The organism is Pantoea sp. Lu_F5_004, assembly GCF_051136245.1.
GTDB lineage: Bacteria > Pseudomonadota > Gammaproteobacteria > Enterobacterales > Enterobacteriaceae > Pantoea > Pantoea agglomerans.
On the sequence record NZ_CP194946.1, the window covers coordinates 57,923 to 77,428 of the forward strand.

The window sequence follows — 19,506 nt, forward strand, 5'->3', positions numbered from 1 at the left end:
TGGTTAAACCGCGGAGGCTCCACCGACAATCTCGGTAAGTTCCTGGGTGATGCTGGCCTGACGAGCTTTGTTGTACACCAACTGCAGCTCTTTGATCAGATTTCCGCCGTTATCGGTTGCGGCTTTCATCGCCACCATACGTGCGGCCTGCTCACTGGCCAGATTTTCCACCACACCCTGATAAACCTGCGATTCGACATAACGACGCAGCAGGGTATCCAGCAGCGCTTTCGGATCGGGTTCATACAGGTAATCCCAGGTCTTCGCCTTCATCTCTTCTTCACCTTCCGCTGGCGGTAACGGCAGCAGTTGGGTGATGGTCGGAGTCTGAGACATGGTGTTATTGAATTTGTTATTGACGATCATCAGCTTGTCAATGCGGCCTTCATCATAAGCCTGCAACATCACTTTTACCGGGCCAATCAGATCAGACAGAGCAGGTTTATCGCCCATGCCGCTGACTTGCGCCACAATGTTGCCACCCACAGCATTAAAGAATGATGCCCCTTTTGAACCGATAATCGACAGATCGCTCTGCACGCCTTTATCGGACCAGGACTTCATATCCGCCAGTAACTTTTTGAACAGGTTAATGTTCAAACCACCACAAAGCCCGCGGTCAGTTGAAACGACCAGGTAGCCGACGCGCTTCACGTCGCGCTCTTCCAGGTAAGGGTGCTTGTATTCCAGATTACCCAACGCAAGGTGACCAATCACTTTGCGCATGGTTTCTGCATACGGACGGCTGGCCGCCATGCGTTCCTGCGTTTTACGCATCTTGGAGGCGGCGACCATTTCCATCGCTTTGGTGATCTTCTGCGTGTTTTTCACGCTTCCAATCTTGCTTCGTATCTCTTTTGCGCCGGCCATTAGCTTCTCCTCAAAGCCTTGCGGCCTGCCTTTTCAGACAAGCCGCCAGACATTACCAGGACTGGGTTGCTTTAAACGTCTCGACCAGGCCTTTCAGCTTGGCTTCGATATCGTTATTAAAGTTACCCGACTGGTTGATTTCAGCCATCAGCTCAGCGTGGTCGCGATCGGCGAAGGCCAGCAGTGCAGCTTCGAAGCTGCCAATTTTTGCCAGTTCAACGTCGTTCAGATAGCCACGCTCTGCAGCGAACAGAACCAGACCCTGCTGCGCAACAGACATCGGCGCATACTGTTTCTGCTTCAGCAGCTCGGTCACTTTCTGACCGTGGCTCAGCTGTTTGCGGGTTGCATCATCCAGATCAGAGGCGAACTGCGAGAATGCCGCCAGTTCACGATACTGTGCCAGCGCGGTACGGATACCACCGGACAGTTTCTTGATGATCTTGGTCTGTGCAGCACCACCTACGCGGGATACCGAAATACCTGGGTTAACGGCCGGACGAATACCGGAGTTGAACAGGTTCGATTCCAGGAAGATCTGACCATCAGTAATCGAGATTACGTTGGTCGGAACGAACGCAGAAACGTCGCCCGCCTGGGTTTCGATGATCGGCAGCGCGGTCAGTGAACCGGTTTTACCTGTCACTGCGCCATTGGTGAAACGCTCTACATAATCAGCGCTTACGCGTGATGCACGTTCCAGCAGACGGGAGTGGAGATAGAACACGTCGCCAGGGAATGCTTCACGACCTGGTGGACGGCGCAGCAGCAGAGAAATCTGACGGTACGCGACAGCCTGCTTAGAAAGGTCATCGTATACGATCAGCGCATCTTCACCGCGGTCACGGAAGTATTCGCCCATCGCACAGCCTGCGTACGGAGAGAGATACTGCAGTGCAGCAGATTCAGAAGCAGACGCCACAACAACAATGGTGTTCTGCAGTGCGCCATGCTCTTCCAGCTTACGAACCACGTTAGAGATGGTTGAGGCTTTCTGACCAATCGCAACGTAGACACACTTGATGCCTGAGTCGCGCTGGTTGATGATCGCATCGATCGCCATCGCGGTTTTACCGGTCTGACGGTCACCGATGATCAGCTCACGCTGGCCACGACCGATTGGAATCATCGCATCGACCGACTTATAACCGGTCTGAACCGGCTGGTCGACTGACTGACGATCGATAACGCCAGGTGCAATGACTTCAACCGGTGAGAAACCGTCGTTGTCGATTGCGCCTTTACCGTCGATAGGAGCACCCAGGGTGTTCACTACGCGGCCCAGCAGGCCACGGCCTACCGGTACTTCAAGAATACGGCCAGTACACTTAACCTTCATGCCTTCGGCGAGGTCAGCGTAAGGGCCCATCACCACTGCACCAACCGAGTCACGCTCGAGGTTCAGGGCGATAGCGTAACGGTTGCCCGGCAGGGCAATCATCTCACCCTGCATGACATCGGCCAGGCCGTGTACGCGGATGATACCGTCACTTACAGAAACAATCGTACCTTCGTTGTGAGCTTCACTCACGACATTGAACTGAGCAATGCGCTGCTTGATCAGTTCGCTGATTTCGGTGGAATTCAGTTGCATATGCTCCAGTCCCCTTAAGACTGCAAGACGTCAGCCAGACGGTCAAGACGGCCGCGTACGCTGCCATCAATAACCAGATCACCCGAACGGATGATCACGCCTGCCATCACAGACTTATCAATTTTGCAATTCAGCTTAACTTTGCGTGACAGACGTTTTTCCATCGCGGCGCTGATTTTATTCAGCTGGTCGTCACTCAGCGTACTGGCGGAGATAACATCAACTTCAGCGGTGGCTTCATGAGCGTCACGCAGTTCGATGTATTGGGCCAGTACAGCCGGAAGCGCTGTCAAACGTCCGTTTTCCGCCATCACCTTAATCAGGTTCTGCGCGGGTTCATCCAGTTGATCACCACAGACTGCGTTAAACGACGCTGCCAGCGCTTCGGGTGCTAATGCACCTGAGAGAAGATCAGCCATCTGTTCATTGCGAGCCACTTCTGCGGCAAACGCCAGCATCTGTTGCCAGCGTTCAATACTTTGATGCTCAACAGCAAAGTCAAAAGCTGCTTTGGCGTAGGGGCGAGCTACAGTAATCAGATCAGACATCAGCCCCTCCCTCCTTACAGTTCAGCGACCAGTTTATCAACGATGTCGCTGTTAGCAGCTTCATCCACGGAGCGTTCGATGATCTTCTCGGCGCCAGCCATAGCCAGCAACGCGACCTGCTTACGCAGTTCTTCACGCGCACGTTTGCGTTCAGCGTCAATTTCAGCCTGCGCTTGTGTCACGATGCGATTACGTTCGTTTTCAGCTTCGGTTTTGGCTTCGTCCAGAATCTGCGCGCGACGCTTGTTCGCTTGCTCGATAATGACCTGAGCGTCTTCTTTGGCTTTTTTCAGCTGGTCGGTCGCATTAGCCTGCGCGAGATCCAAATCTTTCTTTGCACGTTCAGCAGAAGCAAGGCCTTCAGCAATTTCTTTCTGGCGCTTTTCGATAGCAGCCATGAGCGGCGGCCATACGTACTTCATGCAGAACGCGACAAACAGGATGAACGCGATAGCCTGGCCGAGGATTGTTGCATTAATGTTCACAGCACAATGCCTCTAGATTGAGTATTTAACTTTTCTGCCGTTATCAACGATAAGCGGCAGAATCCGTTCACCCTTGCACATTGTGCGCTGAGTGAACACAGGGCTTTAGGCGACAGCAAACATCACGTACAGACCCAGACCAACAGCGATCATCGGGATTGCATCCACCAGACCCATTACAACAAAGAACTGCGTACGCAGCAGAGGAATCAGGTCAGGCTGACGAGCAGCGCCTTCCAGGAATTTTCCTCCGAGGATGCCGATACCGATCGCAGCACCGATTGCCGCCAGGCCCATCATCACAGCGGCAGCCATGTACAGCAGATCCATATTCAGGTTTTCCATGACAGTCTCCAGTTTGTTTCAGTTAAATGCTCCCTTCATCTTCCGGGCTTCAGCGGTGTGCGCTGCAACCCGAAATCAAGAGGGAAAGTAGTGTTGAGAAAAAAATCAATGTTCTTCAGATGCCATCGACAGATAGACAATCGTGAGGACCATGAAAATGAAAGCCTGTAGCGAAATGATCAGGATGTGGAAAATGGCCCACGGCACATTCAGCACCCACTGCGACCACCACGGCAACAGACCGGCAATAAGGATAAAGATCAGTTCACCCGCATACATGTTACCGAACAGTCGTAAACCCAGTGATACAGGCTTAGACAGCAGGCTCACACCTTCCAGAATCAGGTTGATCGGGATGAAGATCGGGTGGTTAAAAGGCTGCAGCGTCAGCTCTTTAGTGAAGCCGCCAATGCCTTTCATTTTGATGCTGTAGAACAGAATCAAAATAAATACGCCCAACGCCATAGATAGCGTGATGTTCACGTCTGCAGATGGTACGACGCGCAGCGCCGGTAACCCCAATACGTGCTCGCCAATATATGGCAGCAAGTCGATTGGCAGCAGATCCATGAAGTTCATCAGGAAGACCCAGACAAAGATTGTCAGAGCCAGCGGGGCGATAAGTTTGCTCTTACCGTGATACATGTCGCGCACGTTACTATCGACGAAACCGACAACCAGTTCGATAGCCGCCTGCATTTTCCCTGGCACACCGCTGGTGGCAGATTTCGCCACACTACGGAACAACACCAGGAAGATGATTCCCAGCACCATAGAGAAAAACATGGAATCGATATTTAATACCCAGAACGTCGCGGGAGCGTCGTGCGGATTCACTATCTCGAAGGTACGCAGGTCCAACTGAAGATGAGTCAGGTGGTGACCAATGTACTCTTGCGGAGTAGAGATTTCTCCTGCAGCCATGATGCCTCTTACCCTTTGTTGTTAATTACCGCCGGTGCCAGCATTTGTACCACCAGCACCGATAACCAGGTTATTCCGACCGGCCAGAAAACCGCTCCGAATAGACCCAACGCCACAATGAGCAAAATGATGGTCGCAAACACTTTGGCTATTTCACCCAAAGCGAAGCTCCACGCGACTCGCCCCGAAGCTGGGGTTTGCCCCTGCAGGCGCCAGGCTAAAAACAAAAACAATACGTTTGGCAGCCAGGCTGCCGCACCGCCAGCAAGAGCAGAGAGACCCCAGATGACATCTTTAAGAGCAAAGAGTGCACCGATGATGACTATCGTCACCAGCTGAATCATCAGCACCGTTCGGGCGTATTTTACACTGTAAAGAGACACTGACATGACGCTGATACTCTCCTGCCCCGTTAGGGGTATGTCGCGTGTCGTATAAGACTGCCTTTGCGCAGTTGAGTCAAGCAGCAAAAGCCGTGCAAATTATACGGGCCGCACCTGCGATTTCAATCGGTAAGTAGCGAAAAGGTGAACAATTATTTAAATTTCTTTCCGGAGGGCTATTTTTCCAAAGATTACCCTGCAGAGATTCACCCTAATCTGACTGAAAATTCTCTCGCAACTTGCTTTTAAAGCGTGCTTTAGATCACATAATAAGCACTTTGACTGCACTGAGTTTTATCTGCGCTCTATTTAAGAACAATCTGTATTACAAATTAATTCAATAAAATCAAAACATTGAAATTATAAAAATGCATCTGCAAGACTATTTTCACAGAAAACACGCTATTGACATCGAACTGTGCTTAAGAATCGTGTAATTGATATTACGCACGCAAAGTTATTACCGCGATATATTTTCTGCCGTGACTACTTTTATTCAGCGACCCGCCTATACAAGTGATATTTCTGATAACTGAATGTGAATTAAACGTTAAATGTAACAGAGCTTTTCGGATAATTTCCGTCAGCGTTTTAACGTTTGGTCAGCAAGAGCTTAATCAAAATCTTTTATTGATAGCGCATCATCTGCACTTTTTTCATCCCTTAACTGACGAAAAAAACTGGCTGATAAACGCTAAATATCTGCCAGTTGAAAGCCTACTGGTGACGAAGAATGACCAGATGGCGGTCACCTTCCAGCTGCGGTACCTGCAGCTTAATCACCGCGTCAGAGACATAGCCTGCCGGTAACTCCGCAATTTCGTCGTCCGGGCGCACGCCTTTCAGCGCGAAGAAGCGCCCTTCTCTTCCCGGCAGATGATGACACCAGTTCACCATGTCGGTCAGCGAGGCAAATGCACGACTGATGACGCCATCAAAGGGCGGCTCAGCCGGGAACGCTTCAACCCGGCTCTGCACCGGAGTAATGTTAGTGAGTCCTAACTCATGCTGAACCTGACGCAGGAACCGCACCCGCTTGCCCAGGCTGTCGAGCAACGTAAAGTGCGCATCAGGCATCACGATAGCCAGCGGAATGCCAGGCAGTCCAGGTCCGGTTCCCACATCAATGAAACGTGAGCCTTGCAGATGCGGCGCCACCACGATGCTGTCGAGGATATGGCGTACCAGCATCTGTTGCGGATCGCGCACTGATGTCAGATTGTAGGCTTTGTTCCACTTATCCAGCAGGCCGACATAGGCAACCAACTGCTGTTTTTGTTGATCGGAGAGGGAAATACCGGCTGCCTGTAGCAGCGACGTGAGTGTGTTGATCACAGCATAAGTCCATTCAGCGGGGGCGAGTCTCCTCGCCCCGTTTTCAGATCAGGCGCTTTTACGCAGCAGACCCTGTTTTTTCAGATAGATAAGCAGAATTGAGATGGCAGCCGGCGTAATGCCGGAGATACGCGTCGCCTGACCGATCGAACTCGGTTTGTGATCGTTCAGCTTGGCGATCACCTCATTAGAGAGGCCGTTGACCTGGCGATAGTCGAGCTCCACCGGTAACAGCGTGTTCTCGTTACGCAGCTGGCGATCGATCTCTTCCTGCTGACGGGCGATATAACCTTCATATTTAACCTGAATCTCAACCTGCTCAGCGGCCTGCTCATCAGCCAGTGCCGGACCAAAGGCATCCAGCGTCATCAGCTTCAGATAGGTCAACTCAGGACGGCGCAGCAGATCTTCGCCGCTCGCTTCTTTGGTCAGCGGCGCGCTGAGTACCGTATTCACTTCCGTCACGTGCTCTGACTTCGGATGGACCCAGATATCGCGCAGACGCTGACGCTCCTGTTCAATCGCTTCCAGCTTCTGATTGAAACGCGCCCAGCGCGCATCATCCACCAGACCCAGTTCACGACCGGTTTCGGTCAGACGCAGATCGGCATTGTCTTCGCGCAGCATCAGACGATATTCAGCACGGGAGGTAAACATCCGGTACGGCTCTTTGGTACCGAGCGTGCAAAGGTCATCAACCAGTACGCCGAGATAAGCCTGGTCACGACGTGGTGCCCAGCCCTCTTTGTCCGCAGACTGACGGGCGGCATTCAGCCCCGCCAGCATCCCCTGCGCAGCGGCTTCTTCGTAACCGGTTGTGCCGTTGATCTGGCCGGCAAAGAACAGGCCGTGAATAAATTTGCTCTCCAGCGTCAGTTTGAGATCGCGTGGATCGAAGAAGTCATACTCGATGGCATAGCCCGGACGCACGATCTTCGCATTCTCCATGCCCTGCATGGAACGAACGATCTGAATCTGCACGTCAAATGGCAGACTGGTTGAGATGCCATTCGGGTAGATCTCATTGCTGGTCAGCCCTTCCGGCTCCAGGAAGATCTGATGCGAGTTACGATCGGCAAAGCGCATCACTTTGTCTTCGATCGACGGGCAGTAGCGTGGACCGATCCCCTCGATGATCCCGGCGTACATCGGGCTGCGATCCAGATTATTGCGGATCACCTCATGGGTTTTCTCATTGGTGTGAGTGATCCAGCACGGTACCTGCTGTGGATGCTGAGACGCATTGCCCATAAACGAGAACACCGGCATCGGGTTATCGCCGTGCTGCGGGCTGAGCACTGAAAAATCGATGGTGCGCGCATCGATACGCGGTGGCGTACCGGTCTTGAGGCGGTCTACCCGCAGCGGCAGCGCACGCAGTCGTTTTGCCAGCGGAATGGACGGGGGATCACCTGCGCGACCGCCACTGTAATTATCCAGACCGATATGAATTTTGCCGTCAAGGAACGTGCCGACGGTGAGGACGACGGTTTTCGCGCGGAACTTCAGTCCCATCTGGGTGACTGCACCCACCACACGATCGTTTTCCACGATAAGATCGTCGACCGCCTGCTGGAAGATCATCAGGTTGGGCTGGTTCTCCAGTGCCGTACGCACTGCCTGGCGATAGAGCACGCGATCCGCCTGAGCACGGGTCGCCCGCACTGCCGGACCTTTGCTGGCGTTTAGTATCCTGAACTGGATACCCGCCTGGTCAATCGCACTGGCCATCAGACCACCCAGGGCATCCACTTCCTTCACCAAATGTCCTTTGCCAATCCCACCAATCGCCGGGTTACAGGACATTTGTCCAAGCGTATCAATGTTATGGGTGAGTAACAGGGTTTGCTGACCCATTCGGGCTGCCGCCATTGCGGCTTCGGTGCCCGCATGACCACCACCAATTACGATGACGTCAAAAGGATCCTGATAAAACATGAAGTGGTACCTCGGTTGATGAACTTGCAGGATCGTCGTCCTGGGGCGTGGATTCTACTCAAATTCCGTCTGGGGTGAAAGCCGCGGGATCGTCCGGTTTTAAAAGAAAGGATCTTAGATCTGTATATGATCTTTCTGTTAGATCTCTTATTAGGATCCCGCTTTTCTGTGGATATGTGCCAGAAGCACAGCAGAAACAACAGGATGAAGAGGATCACTACCTGTTAGTGATCGGTGATCCTGATCCGTATAAGCTGGGATCAAAATGGCATGTTATCCACAGCTCAAAAATCATTCTACGGTTGTTCTTTGGATAACTACCAGTTATACGCAGTAAAAGAGGGTAGTTATCCACAAAATAAACGAGCGGAAAAGGATAAAATCAGCATCTTTCACTGGGGATCGTCACTATTTCGCGATCCCCAGCCCCCTTCAGATCGCCTTTTTCCAGCTTTCCAGCCAGGCTTCCGCGGGATCTTCAGGGATCTCATGCTCCAGCACGTCAATCTCCAGACGATCGCCGATCTGGCGGGCACCCTGAGCAATTAACAGCGCTTCAATCTGGCGGATCGCGCCACAAAAGAGATCATATTCATGATTGCCGAGTCCGATGGCACCAAACCGGACCTGCGAGAGATCGGGCTGGCTTTCCGTGATGGCTTCGAACAGCGGCAGCAGGTTATCGGGAATATCGCCTGCACCGTGAGTTGAACAGACCACCAGCCAGATACCCTCATGTGGCACTTCATCCAGCTCCGGGCCATGCAGCATCTGCGTTGAGAAGCCCGCTTCCTGTAGTTTTTCTTCCAGATGTTCAGCCACATACTCTGCGCTACCCAGAGTACTGCCACTGATTAAGGTGATATCGGCCATCTTGCTCTCCCGGACATTAAGGCGAGCATTGTACGCTGTGATCAAGCGGTGATCCACCTGTGGACAACAGGGTTAATAGATTAAGAGAAGCGAACGCAGCCGTTGTCAGCCGCCACATTCGTCAGGGATAAGATTATGCACAAGGCGGAGAAGGATCAGGGCTTGATAGTGCGCATGATCGGGTTTTGCAGTGAGATCAGCGTTTCCGTCGACTGAATTTCATCTATGGTCTGGATCTTGTTGATCAGCACCTGTTGCAGGGCATCAATAGACCGGCACATCACTTTAATAAAGATGCTGTAGTGGCCGGTGGTGTACCAGGCTTCAACTACTTCATCCAGCGCATCCAGTTTGCTCAGCGCCGCCGGATAGTCACGCGCGCTCTTAAGGATAATGCCGATAAAACAGCAGACATCAAACCCCAGCTGGCGCGGATCGATATCAACCCGGGTGCCCAGGATAATGCCCGCCTGCTTCATCTTCTCCACGCGGACATGAATGGTGCCGGGGCTGACGTTAAACTGTTTTGCCAGCTCGGCGTAAGCAGTGCGCGCGTTGTCGAGCAGGGCATTCAGAATGCCGCGATCCAGGTTATCGAGCTGCAGATGTTCGGCCATGGCCATCCTCGTTATTGGTCTGCTTAAGTAAACAAGGATGAATGTGCAGCAAAATAGTGGTTCAGGCAACTCCCGGCAGCGACGGGCGCCGCTGCCGGTTCACTTAGCGTTTGCGCCAGACGGTGACCTGCGCCAGCGTGTGCTGGAACTTGCGGGCCGTTTCTCGGATCACAAACGGTTTATCCTGCGGTTCATCGACCAGGTCGAAGTCGGCCGCCAGCAGACGTTGCAGTGCCTGCAGCGTCGTCAGTGCCTCACCGTTTTCACGCACGCCGCCCAGCCAGTTCTCCTTCGGCGTGAAATCCTCCAGCCAGGTATAGGGCGATGAGAGCACCAGAATGCCGCCCTGACGCAGCATCGGCGTGACATCCCGCAGGAAGCGTGCGGGCTGACGCAGGCGATCGATCAGGTTGGAAGCGAGTACCAGATCGTAACGGGCGGGTTGCGGCTTAAGGTTACAGGCGTCGCCCTGAACAAACTGAATCCGCTGCGCCAGTTCGCTCTCCAGCGCGAAATCTTTCAGGCGAACCTGGCGATACTCCACCAGATCGCCTTCCTGTGGCAGGAGATAACGGAAGTCTTCGCCGCTGGCCAGCTGAAGCGCCACATCGATGAAGCGCGCCGAGTAGTCCATACCGGTGACTCGTTCAAAGTGGCGGGCCAGTTCAAAACTGGCGCGTCCGGTGGCACAGCCAATATCCAGTGCCTCGCCGCGTGCCGTGGTGTAATTCAGTGCCAGGTTTACCAGGCTTTCGGCATAGTTATCTACGCCGAAATAGCGCGGGCCATACTGGAAATCGAGATATTGTGACACCATGGCGTCAGATTCATACGGGTTCAGCGCCATGGTTTCCTGATGGCTGGAAACCACGTAGCGGAAACCGGCATGCTGGAAGAAGTGGCGGCGGAACGCATAGCGTGCCGATTTCAGCGCTTCGTTGCCGGTCGATATCCAGCTACCGCCTTTGATCAGCGAATGTTTGCCATCAAAGGTCGGGGTAGAGAAATCATCATAAAGCGGGTGGACTTTAAAACCTTCAAAGCCGTTGGTCGGCGTGGTCGTCCACTGCCAGACGTTACCGACGATATCGAAGAAGTCACCTTGGGCGAAGAGATCGACCGGTGAAGAGGAAGCCCAGTACGCCAGATTAATGTTGCCCGGTGCCCGATCCCAATCCGGCTGATCGCCCGCGACCTGTTCGCGCAGCTGAGCCCACTCCGCCTCACAGGGAAGCTGAAGGCTCATACCCGTCTGATCCGCTTTCCAGCGGCAGAAGGCCGCCGCTTCCAGCTGGTTAACCTCGGCAGGCCAGTCCCACGGCATCGCGACTTCTTCACACATCAGACGCAGTTTAAGCTGATCGGGCATCGCAGGCGTGCCGACCCAGAAGGTGGGCATCTCCGCTTTAGCAAACTGACACCAGCCCCAGCCTTCGTCATCCCACCAGCGAGCGTCCTGATACCCCCCCGCCTCAACGAAGGCCAGGAATTCCGCGTTGCTGACCAGCATTTTGCTCGCCTGGAACGGCTGCAGCGCGATCTGCTGGCGGCCATATTCGACATCCCAGCCATAGGTATCGTCGGTTTTACCCAACGTGACGGTGCCGCCGGGCATCGGCAGCAGGGTATTGGCCGGAACAGCCTCGCGCTGGTGGCGCGCCATCGGGCAGACCGCCCACGCGGGCTGGGGTTTCACCCACCCGACCGGTAACTGGCGTATCAGTACGCTGGAGGTTTCCAGATGAATACGCTCATGCTCAATACCCATCAGGATCACCCAGGCCGGACTCTCCCAGGTGATCGGCAGAGTCAGCGGCAGGGTCTGGATGAGATCGCTGACCAGCGCTTTAACGCGCCCGCGGTATTCGCGGACTTCTTCAATGGTGGGCCAGTCATAGTGGCTGTCGTTGAGATCGTCCCAGCTCATTTCATCCACACCAATCGCCATCATCGCTTCGATACGATCGTCCAGACGCGCATCGATAAGGCGTCCGGCCATCAGCTTATTAATGTAGAAGGTGGCGGTGTGGCCAAAATAGAAGATTAAAGGATGGCGCAGCGGAATGGCTTTGGTAAACCAGGCCCTGGGATCGACCAGACAGGTAAACAGACTTTCATACTGTTCCCAGGTCTGGTGGAAATAGGCCAGCAATTCGGCACGTTTTTGTTCAATGTTATGGCCGGAGAGCAGTAGCGTTCGCGTCGGTGCAGGCAGATCGCGATGAGGTTGAGCAAGCGTCACAGGAAGCTCCAGATTGCTGAGTAAGTGAAACGGTAATTTACTATAGCAAATATGCATTTCTGCCCGATGACTTAACGCCGCCAGTGACGCAGCAGACGGCTTTTCATGCCGGTATCGAAACGCCAGATATGGTCGAAGATGCGCAGAATGCCTGGTTTCCCGTGGGCCGACATAGCCACGGCGTGAAAACGTTGCTGATTATTTCGCTGACGCGTTTTAATGGTCCCGATCACCTCTTCCGGCAGACGCTGGGCAATAAAATCGGAGACGATCACCGCATCGGCTTCCTGCCACAGGACGCCTTCCATACGGGTCACAACGGAAGAGAGGCAGGCTGCCAGATCGGTGCCGCCGCGAAAGCGCTGACTGAGAAAGCGAATCGCCTGTTCCAGCCCGTCATCACCGGTCAGTTCATAGCCGATCACCTCATGCGCAAACAGCATGATGTAGCAGCGACGGCGATCGGCCAGCGCGACTTTTAGCAGCGCCAGACAAAACGCTTTGGCGCAGCGCTCATTGAAGCCACCCATCGAACCCGAGGTATCGACGCAGACGATGAAAGGCCCGCGTGGCTGCTCTTCATGCTGCTGGTGGCTGGCCGGACGCATCGTGACCTTTTCATGCCAGGCATCGCCCTGCAGCTTGTAGGTCAGCAGCCGTTTCTCTACCAGCCGCCGGTAAAACTCCAGCTCCAGTTCACTGATACTCAGCGCAGCTAATTCCGGCGGCAGCAGACGCAGCACGTCATCGCTCTGGTGAATGCCGCTGACCTCCTCCGGCACGGCCGCAGGTTCCTGCACCATATGGTGAAAGGCCTCCATAGGGGCATCCTGCGACGGCACCGATTTTGCCTCGCGGCTGCGACCCAGCTGCTGGGCCAGCTTCAGCAGCTCCGGTTGCTGCGCCAGAAAGTCGCCATATTGCAGCATCAGCTGATAGTCGCCAGGCTGCAGTGACGCTTTGCTCATGTCCCACAGCCGGCCAGCGGCGGCTTCGTCATCGTCGCCGAGAATCGGTGCCAGCTGACCGCTCAGCGCCATACGCTGCTGCAGTTCCGCCAGCAGGCGTTCGCGCTGCTGCTCCAGCAACGCCTGATTCAGCGTCAGGGTCTGTAAGGTCAGGCTCAGCCGCCAGCGCTGTAGAAAAAGCTGGTGCTGCGCGCTGCTGAGATGGCTGATATCGGTGTGCTGCAGCAGCCGGTTGGCTTCATCCAGAAAAGGGGAAGGCAGGCTTTCAAGCGCCTGAAGTGTGGCATTCAGCTGGTGGCTGAATTCACGATCGCTGAGGAGTTGTACCCGCTGGAACAGCTGAAACTCTTCGGCCAGCGTGGCCGGAACCGGCGTGGTTTTGAGTTCAGCGTTGATCTCCGCTCGCCAGCGTGGCACATCGCGCAACAGCGCTTTTTTCAGCCCGGGAAACTTTTCAAAAAACAGCGCCAGCTGTGGAGACGCCAGCAGGGCAATAATCAGCTCTTCAATCAGTTCGGTTTCACCCACGGAGAGCAGTGTGCTGAGCGTCTCCAGTGGGATCATTTACGCGCCTGTTTCAGCTGTTCCGCCACATCCTGCAGGCTGGTTTCAACCCGCGCCAGCCAGTCATCACTGATAAACAGGCAGCGCTGGTGCTGGCTGAACAGATGACGCTGCGACCGCAGTTCACTCTCCAGTGCATCCAGCGCTTCGGTGATCTCACCGGGCAGTGGCTCGCTGTTGCTGACGCCAGGCAGTGTCAGACGCGACGATTGCAGGCTGACATCACGGATAGCCAGGCAGTGCTGCGCATCCACCTGTAAATCCAGACTCTGCGCAAAGCCAATCCCATTGAGCTTGCCGCGAACCTCGCCCCCTTTCTGCAGCCACTGATTCAGTGCATCACGCGCGATAACCAGATGTGTCACCTGCATGTCATGCAGCATCAGCGGCTTTTGCAGCATCAGCGTCAGTTGCTCATCAGTGAAGGTTTCCGGCAGATCGTAATGGGGTTTGCGACTGAACATCCCACTGTGTTTTTCCAGGGTGATCGCCTGTGCGATGCTCTGTTGCTGCTGCAGAGCCATGCGACGCGCTTTTATCTGATGCAGTTTCAGCAGCATCGGCTGCTGCTGCCAGGCGTGCTGCGTCATCAGCTGATCGATTTCACGCTCCAGCAGTTGCATGGACGCGACGTCGTGCCAGAGGCAATCTTTCAGCAAGATCAGGTCTATCGGCGCAATGGCGCTGCGGCCACTGTAAAAGGCGCTGGCCTGCAGCAGATGAATCGCTTTTTTCCAGCGACGATCGGAAATATAGGGCGCGGCGGGCTGGCTTTCCAGTTGCTGGCGCAGCTGATAAATCAGCTCGAACACCGCATCCGGAAGGCTGACCTGACTGATGCCGAGCTGCCACTGCGCATACTCCTCATCACTGATGCGCAGGGATTCCGCGACCGGATTGGTGTGCTCATCCTGCTGATGGGTCAGCATGCTGCGAAAGTTCTGCTTCTCATGCACATTATCCAGCCACAGGCGGATCAGCATCCGATCATAGAGCGCTTCAAGGCCGCTGTCCGCTTCCGGCATTTCATTGGAGGCGGTGACCAGCAGACGCATCGGAATGGCCTCTTCACTGTCGCCATTGCGGAAGCGGCGTTCGTTGATAGCGGTCAGCAGGGTATTCAGAATCGCCGGGCCGGCTTTCCAGATCTCATCCAGAAAAACAATCTCCGCGTCGGGCAGATAACCTTTAGTGAGGCGCTGATAGCGCCCTTCATCCTTCAGTGCCTGAATGGATAGCGGGCCAAACACCTCTTCCGGTGTGGAGAAACGGGTCATCAGATACTCAAAGGCGCGGGCGTGCTGAAAGGCATATTTCAGGCGGCGGGCAATCAGGCTCTTGGCGATGCCGGGCGGTCCCAGCAGGAATACGCTTTCACCGCTCAGCGCTGCCAGCAGGCAAAGGCGGATGGCATGATGTCGCTCATACAATCCTTTTTCTAACGCATTGCTAAGGCGAGAAATTCTTTCTGCCAAAAGATGGGGTTGAGCCATAATCACTTCAATGTCCTTACGATCGTCGGGCCGCCGCGCTTCAGCAAGCGCCTTACTCTATAGATCATCATGCGTGAAAGCGTTGATAGCTGTCAGCTTTTTTGTTTCATAAGGTTTGCCTGCTTTGAAAGCGGCGCTGATTGACGCTTTAATGCCTGAAACCACCCTGTTACCCTGACAGACAGGCGAAGCGGGTATAGGAATTTTCGGCAAACCGTGCATACTGTGCGCTTTTTGATGGCCTGAGCGAGGGGTTTTTTGCGCCTCTTAGACTCCAACAAAAGATAACTCTATGAGCTCGGATAATAAGCAGTCACTTCGCGGATTAACGCTGGCCGCTATTGGTGTTGTTTACGGGGATATCGGCACCAGTCCGCTGTATACCTTACGTGAATGTCTCTCCGGACAGTTTGGCTTCGGCGTTGAGCGGGAAGCGGTGTTTGGCTTTTTGTCGCTGATTTTCTGGCTGCTGGTGCTGGTGGTATCACTGAAGTACATCAGCTATGTGATGCGTGCCGACAATGCCGGTGAAGGCGGTATTCTGACACTGATGTCGCTGGCGGGCCGCCATACGGGTGCACGCGCCACGGCAGTGCTGGTGATCATGGGCCTGATTGGCGGCAGCTTCTTCTATGGGGAAGTGGTCATCACGCCGGCCATTTCGGTGATGTCAGCCATTGAAGGCCTGGAGATTGCAGCGCCGTCGCTGGATCCCTTTATTGTGCCGATGTCGATTGCGGTGCTGACGCTGCTGTTTGCGATTCAGAAACATGGCACCGGCATGGTGGGAAAACTCTTCGCGCCGGTGATGCTGGTGTGGTTCCTGGTGCTGGCGATCCTGGGGGTCAGTGGCATCATGAAAAACCCGGAAGTGCTGCATGCGCTGAACCCCGCCTATGCGGTCGAGTTCTTCCTGCACTATAAATCTGTCTCATTCTTCGCGCTGGGCGCGGTGGTGCTGGCGATTACCGGGGTTGAAGCGCTGTATGCCGATATGGGTCACTTCGGTAAAGTGCCGATCCGACTGGCCTGGTTCTCGGTGGTGCTGCCGTCGCTGGTCCTGAACTACTTTGGTCAGGGCGCGCTGTTACTCAGCGATCCCAAAGCGATTAAAAACCCCTTCTTCCTGCTGGCGCCGGACTGGGCGCTGATCCCGATGCTGATTCTGGCGACGCTGGCCACGGTGATTGCCTCACAGGCGGTGATCTCCGGCGTCTTCTCGCTGACGCGTCAGGCGGTGCGACTGGGCTATCTGCCGGGGATGCGTATCATCCACACCTCTGAGCGCGAATCGGGCCAGATCTATATTCCGGTGATTAACTGGGTACTCTACTTCGCCGTGCTGATTGTGATTATCAGCTTTGAGCATTCAAGTAATCTGGCTGCGGCCTACGGCATAGCTGTTACCGGCACCATGGTGCTGACCGCGATGCTCTCCTGTACCGTGGCGGTTAAAAACTGGCACTGGAATAAGCTGGCGGTTGCCGTCATCCTGGTACTGATGCTCTGTATCGACGTGCCGCTGTTTACCGCCAACCTGGTGAAAATATTCTCTGGTGGCTGGCTGCCGCTCTGTCTAGGCCTGGTGATGTTTATCATTATGACGACGTGGAAAAGCGAACGTTTCCGCCTGCTGCGCCGCATGCACGAGCATGGCAACTCCCTGGAGGCGATGATCGCGTCACTGGAGAAATCGCCGCCGGTTCGCGTGCCGGGCACGGCGGTCTATATGTCGCGTGCACTGAATGTGATTCCGTTTGCCATGCTGCATAACCTTAAGCACAACAAAGTGTTGCATGAGCGGGTGGTGCTGCTGACGTTGCGGACGGAAGATGCGCCTTACGTGCACAACGTGCGTCGCGTGACGATTGAGCAGCTGTCGCCCACCTTCTGGCGGGTGGTGGCCAGCTACGGCTGGCGCGAAACGCCAAACGTTGAGGAGATTTTCCACCGTTGCGGGCTGGAAGGGCTCAACTGCCGCATGATGGAGACATCCTTCTTCATGTCGCATGAGTCGCTGATTATCGGCAAACGGCCGTGGTATCTGCGCCTGCGTGGCAAACTCTTCCTGGCGCTGCAGCGCAATGCGCTCCGCGCGCCAGACCAGTTTGAGATCCCGCCAAACCGGGTGATTGAGCTGGGCACCCAGGTCGAAATTTGATCTGCAGCGCCCGCCTTACGGGGTGGGCGCTGACCAGCGCAGCGTAACGCATAATCCGCCGCCTGAGCGCTGGCTGAAGCTGACCTGCATCCCGTGCAACTGGGCGATATTGCGGACTATCGATAATCCCAGCCCGCTTCCGCTCTTCTCCTGACCTGGCGGTCGCCAGAAACGTTCACCAAGCCGTTGCAGATCGGCTGCACTCAGACCTTCGCCGTTATCCTCTACCGACAGGCTATTCGCCTGAAGCCGCACATCAACTTCGCTGCCCGCTGGCGTATAGCGAATGGCATTATCCAGCAGATTACGCACCAGCAGTGACAGTAACAGCGGATGCCCCTGAATCTGCGGATCGGCGTCAGCATGCAGCCGCAGCGTGACACCCGTTTTATCCGCCAGCGGCAGCTGTGCAGCCAGCGTCTCCTGGACCGTGCGTTTCAGCGCCACCGTTTCGAAGGCGCTGCGTGCATCATCTGCTTCAACCCGTGAGAGTGTCAGCAGCTGATCCACCAGCCGGGTTGCGCGGATAATGCCGGCATCCAGTTGCTGCAGCGCATGGATTCGCATCACTTCATCATCTGCAGTCAGCTGGATCACCTCGCTTTGCACCTGCAGCGCGGCCAGCGGACTGCGCAGCTCATGTGCGGCATCAGAGGTAAAGCGCCGTTCACGCTGCATCATTGCGCTGATGCGGCTGAACAGACCGTTGAGCGCGACCATCAGCGGTTGCACCTCTTTTGGCACGCGGTCTGCCTGCAGCGGCGTATCATCATCGGGCGCGCGCTGCGCCAGCTGCTGTGCCAGCGTCTTCAGTGGGCGCAGTTCAGACCAGACCAGACCGATCAGTAGCAGCAACATAAAGGGCAGCGCGATCAGCCAGGGCAGCATGCTGGCTTTCATCAGATCCCGCGTCATGTCGTCACGGTATTCGGACTCCTGACCCACTACCACCCGGAACTGCTGGTCGGGCGTAGTCAGCCAGACAAACCGCCAGCGATCGTCATCATTGGTAAGCTGGCCCTCATGAAATCCCTGATACTCCGCCTCAAACGGCAGGTAGCGGCCATTGTCACCATCATTCATCACCTGCCTGCCGTCACGCGTGAAGACGGCAAAGGCCAGGGCGTCGTCATCCTGATCGCCGCGATGGTGGCGCAGTATCTCTTTGGTTCTGGGTAGAGTGGCGTTGTCCAGTGAGGAGAAATCCAGCGTCAGCAGACGCTTGGCCAGCAGCATTTGCTGGGTATCGAAGAGCTCATCAAGGGTTTCACGTGTCTGATGCCAGGCACTCAGGCTGGCGCTGGCCCAGCAGATCCCGAGCAGCAGCACAAAACCGATACCCAGCCGCAGAAACAGGCTCATTGATCGCATTCAGCCGCTCCCAGGGTATAACCGACGCCGTGCAGCGTGCGGATAAACTGGCTGCCCAGTTTTTTACGCAGATGATGAATGTGAACTTCTACCGCATTGCTGGAGACATCGGCGTCCCAGTTGTAGAGCTTCTCCTCCAGCTGGCTGCGTGTCAGCACCCGGCCAGGGTTTCGCATAAACAGTTCCAGCAGCGCCAGTTCACGGCTTTTCAGCGCAATCGCCTCACCTTCGCGCATCACACTGTGGCTGCCGGGGATCAGCACCACATTACCGTGCCGGAGTTCGGGCTGCAGCTGGCCATGACGGCGGCGGATCAGCGCCTGTAAGCGAGCAGCCACTTCAGTTAAGGCAAAGGGTTTACACAGATAGTCGTCGGCTCCCAGTTGCAGGCCTTCGACCCGCTGATCGAGCGCATCGCGGGCGGTCAGTATCAGTACCGGTACATCTTTCCCCTGCTGTCGCCACTGCCGCAGAATATCGAGCCCATCCCGCTCGGGCAGTGAGAGGTCCAGGATCACCGCATCCCAGGGCGCGGCCTCCAGCGCGTTAAACCCCGTCTCACCAGAGGTAAACCAGTCAACGCTGAAGCCCAGTTTACTCAGCCCCGCCTTGATACCGTCGCCAATTAAACGATCATCTTCAATCAGTAAAATACGCATCACGTCTCCCTGTTCCGATAGCGCTTTATACGAAGCAACTTCCTGCTTGTACAGCTGATTTCGGCGAAAATAGCTTATTTTTGCCTCTTAAGAAGCTGTTAAGAACTTTATGGTCAACTAAGCTCAACAAGACGAA

17 protein-coding genes are annotated in these 19,506 nt (G+C 55.0%); 1 reads left to right on the plus strand and 16 read right to left on the minus strand.

All coding sequences use genetic code 11. The features are described 5' to 3' along the window. Positions 1–3: 3 nt before the first annotated feature. From atpG to ravA, 14 genes are all read right to left on the minus strand, one after another. Positions 4–870 (minus strand): F0F1 ATP synthase subunit gamma, encoded by an 867-nt coding sequence (gene atpG, locus ACR8BN_RS00270; RefSeq protein WP_031590993.1) that lies wholly within the window; start codon positions 868–870, stop codon positions 4–6. Between the two features lie 52 nt (positions 871–922). After that, positions 923–2,464 (minus strand): F0F1 ATP synthase subunit alpha, encoded by a 1,542-nt coding sequence (atpA, locus tag ACR8BN_RS00275; RefSeq protein WP_010258868.1) that lies wholly within the window; start codon positions 2,462–2,464, stop codon positions 923–925. A 14-nt stretch (positions 2,465–2,478) separates the two neighbouring features. Then, positions 2,479–3,012 (minus strand): F0F1 ATP synthase subunit delta, encoded by a 534-nt coding sequence (gene atpH / locus ACR8BN_RS00280; RefSeq protein WP_003849530.1) that lies wholly within the window; start codon positions 3,010–3,012, stop codon positions 2,479–2,481. A 14-nt stretch (positions 3,013–3,026) separates the two neighbouring features. Further along, on the minus strand, positions 3,027–3,497 hold the full coding sequence (gene atpF / locus ACR8BN_RS00285; protein WP_003849528.1) for a F0F1 ATP synthase subunit B: 471 nt from the start codon (positions 3,495–3,497) through the stop codon (positions 3,027–3,029). Positions 3,498–3,602: 105 nt separating this feature from the next. Further along, a complete protein-coding gene (atpE, locus tag ACR8BN_RS00290; RefSeq protein WP_003849523.1) occupies positions 3,603–3,842 on the minus strand; it encodes a F0F1 ATP synthase subunit C in 240 nt (79 codons plus the stop codon). A 105-nt stretch (positions 3,843–3,947) separates the two neighbouring features. Continuing rightward, positions 3,948–4,766 carry a F0F1 ATP synthase subunit A gene (atpB, locus tag ACR8BN_RS00295; RefSeq protein ID WP_010258863.1) on the minus strand — a complete coding sequence of 273 codons (819 nt, stop codon included), beginning with the start codon at positions 4,764–4,766 and terminating at the stop codon, positions 3,948–3,950. 8 nt (positions 4,767–4,774) lie between these two features. Next, a complete protein-coding gene (gene atpI, locus ACR8BN_RS00300) occupies positions 4,775–5,155 on the minus strand; it encodes a F0F1 ATP synthase subunit I (RefSeq protein WP_010258861.1) in 381 nt (126 codons plus the stop codon). 711 nt (positions 5,156–5,866) lie between these two features. Continuing rightward, positions 5,867–6,484 (minus strand): 16S rRNA (guanine(527)-N(7))-methyltransferase RsmG, encoded by a 618-nt coding sequence (gene rsmG, locus ACR8BN_RS00305; RefSeq protein WP_010258859.1) that lies wholly within the window; start codon positions 6,482–6,484, stop codon positions 5,867–5,869. 48 nt (positions 6,485–6,532) lie between these two features. Further along, on the minus strand, positions 6,533–8,422 hold the full coding sequence (mnmG, locus tag ACR8BN_RS00310) for a tRNA uridine-5-carboxymethylaminomethyl(34) synthesis enzyme MnmG (protein ID WP_010258857.1): 1,890 nt from the start codon (positions 8,420–8,422) through the stop codon (positions 6,533–6,535). Positions 8,423–8,854: 432 nt separating this feature from the next. Next, positions 8,855–9,295 (minus strand): FMN-binding protein MioC, encoded by a 441-nt coding sequence (mioC, locus tag ACR8BN_RS00315; RefSeq protein WP_010258855.1) that lies wholly within the window; start codon positions 9,293–9,295, stop codon positions 8,855–8,857. 155 nt (positions 9,296–9,450) lie between these two features. Beyond that, positions 9,451–9,912, minus strand: a complete 462-nt coding sequence (gene asnC / locus ACR8BN_RS00320; protein WP_003849496.1) for a transcriptional regulator AsnC — start codon at positions 9,910–9,912, stop codon at positions 9,451–9,453. Positions 9,913–10,015: 103 nt separating this feature from the next. Then, positions 10,016–12,154: a 5-histidylcysteine sulfoxide synthase gene (ovoA, locus tag ACR8BN_RS00325; RefSeq protein WP_434747234.1), complete on the minus strand. Its 2,139-nt coding sequence runs from the start codon at positions 12,152–12,154 to the stop codon at positions 10,016–10,018. 71 nt (positions 12,155–12,225) lie between these two features. Next, positions 12,226–13,686, minus strand: coding sequence for an ATPase RavA stimulator ViaA (gene viaA, locus ACR8BN_RS00330; RefSeq protein WP_031590988.1), 1,461 nt, complete (start codon positions 13,684–13,686; stop codon positions 12,226–12,228). Then, complete coding sequence (gene ravA, locus ACR8BN_RS00335) at positions 13,683–15,179, minus strand: ATPase RavA (RefSeq protein ID WP_031590986.1); 1,497 nt, start codon at positions 15,177–15,179, stop codon at positions 13,683–13,685. Before ravA ends, viaA begins: the two co-directional genes overlap by 4 nt. Positions 15,180–15,471: 292 nt before the next feature. Here ravA and kup point away from each other — a divergent pair, with 292 nt between their 5' ends. Further along, complete coding sequence (kup, locus tag ACR8BN_RS00340; protein WP_010258849.1) at positions 15,472–17,340, plus strand: low affinity potassium transporter Kup; 1,869 nt, start codon at positions 15,472–15,474, stop codon at positions 17,338–17,340. 15 nt (positions 17,341–17,355) lie between these two features. Here kup and qseC read toward each other — a convergent pair whose 3' ends face one another. Together qseC and qseB are read right to left on the minus strand one after the other, a co-directional pair. Further along, positions 17,356–18,711: a quorum sensing histidine kinase QseC gene (gene qseC / locus ACR8BN_RS00345; protein WP_080760173.1), complete on the minus strand. Its 1,356-nt coding sequence runs from the start codon at positions 18,709–18,711 to the stop codon at positions 17,356–17,358. Next, positions 18,699–19,370 carry a quorum sensing response regulator transcription factor QseB gene (qseB, locus tag ACR8BN_RS00350; protein ID WP_031590982.1) on the minus strand — a complete coding sequence of 224 codons (672 nt, stop codon included), beginning with the start codon at positions 19,368–19,370 and terminating at the stop codon, positions 18,699–18,701. The genes qseC and qseB overlap by 13 nt, the downstream gene beginning before the upstream one ends. Positions 19,371–19,506: the final 136 nt, after the last annotated feature.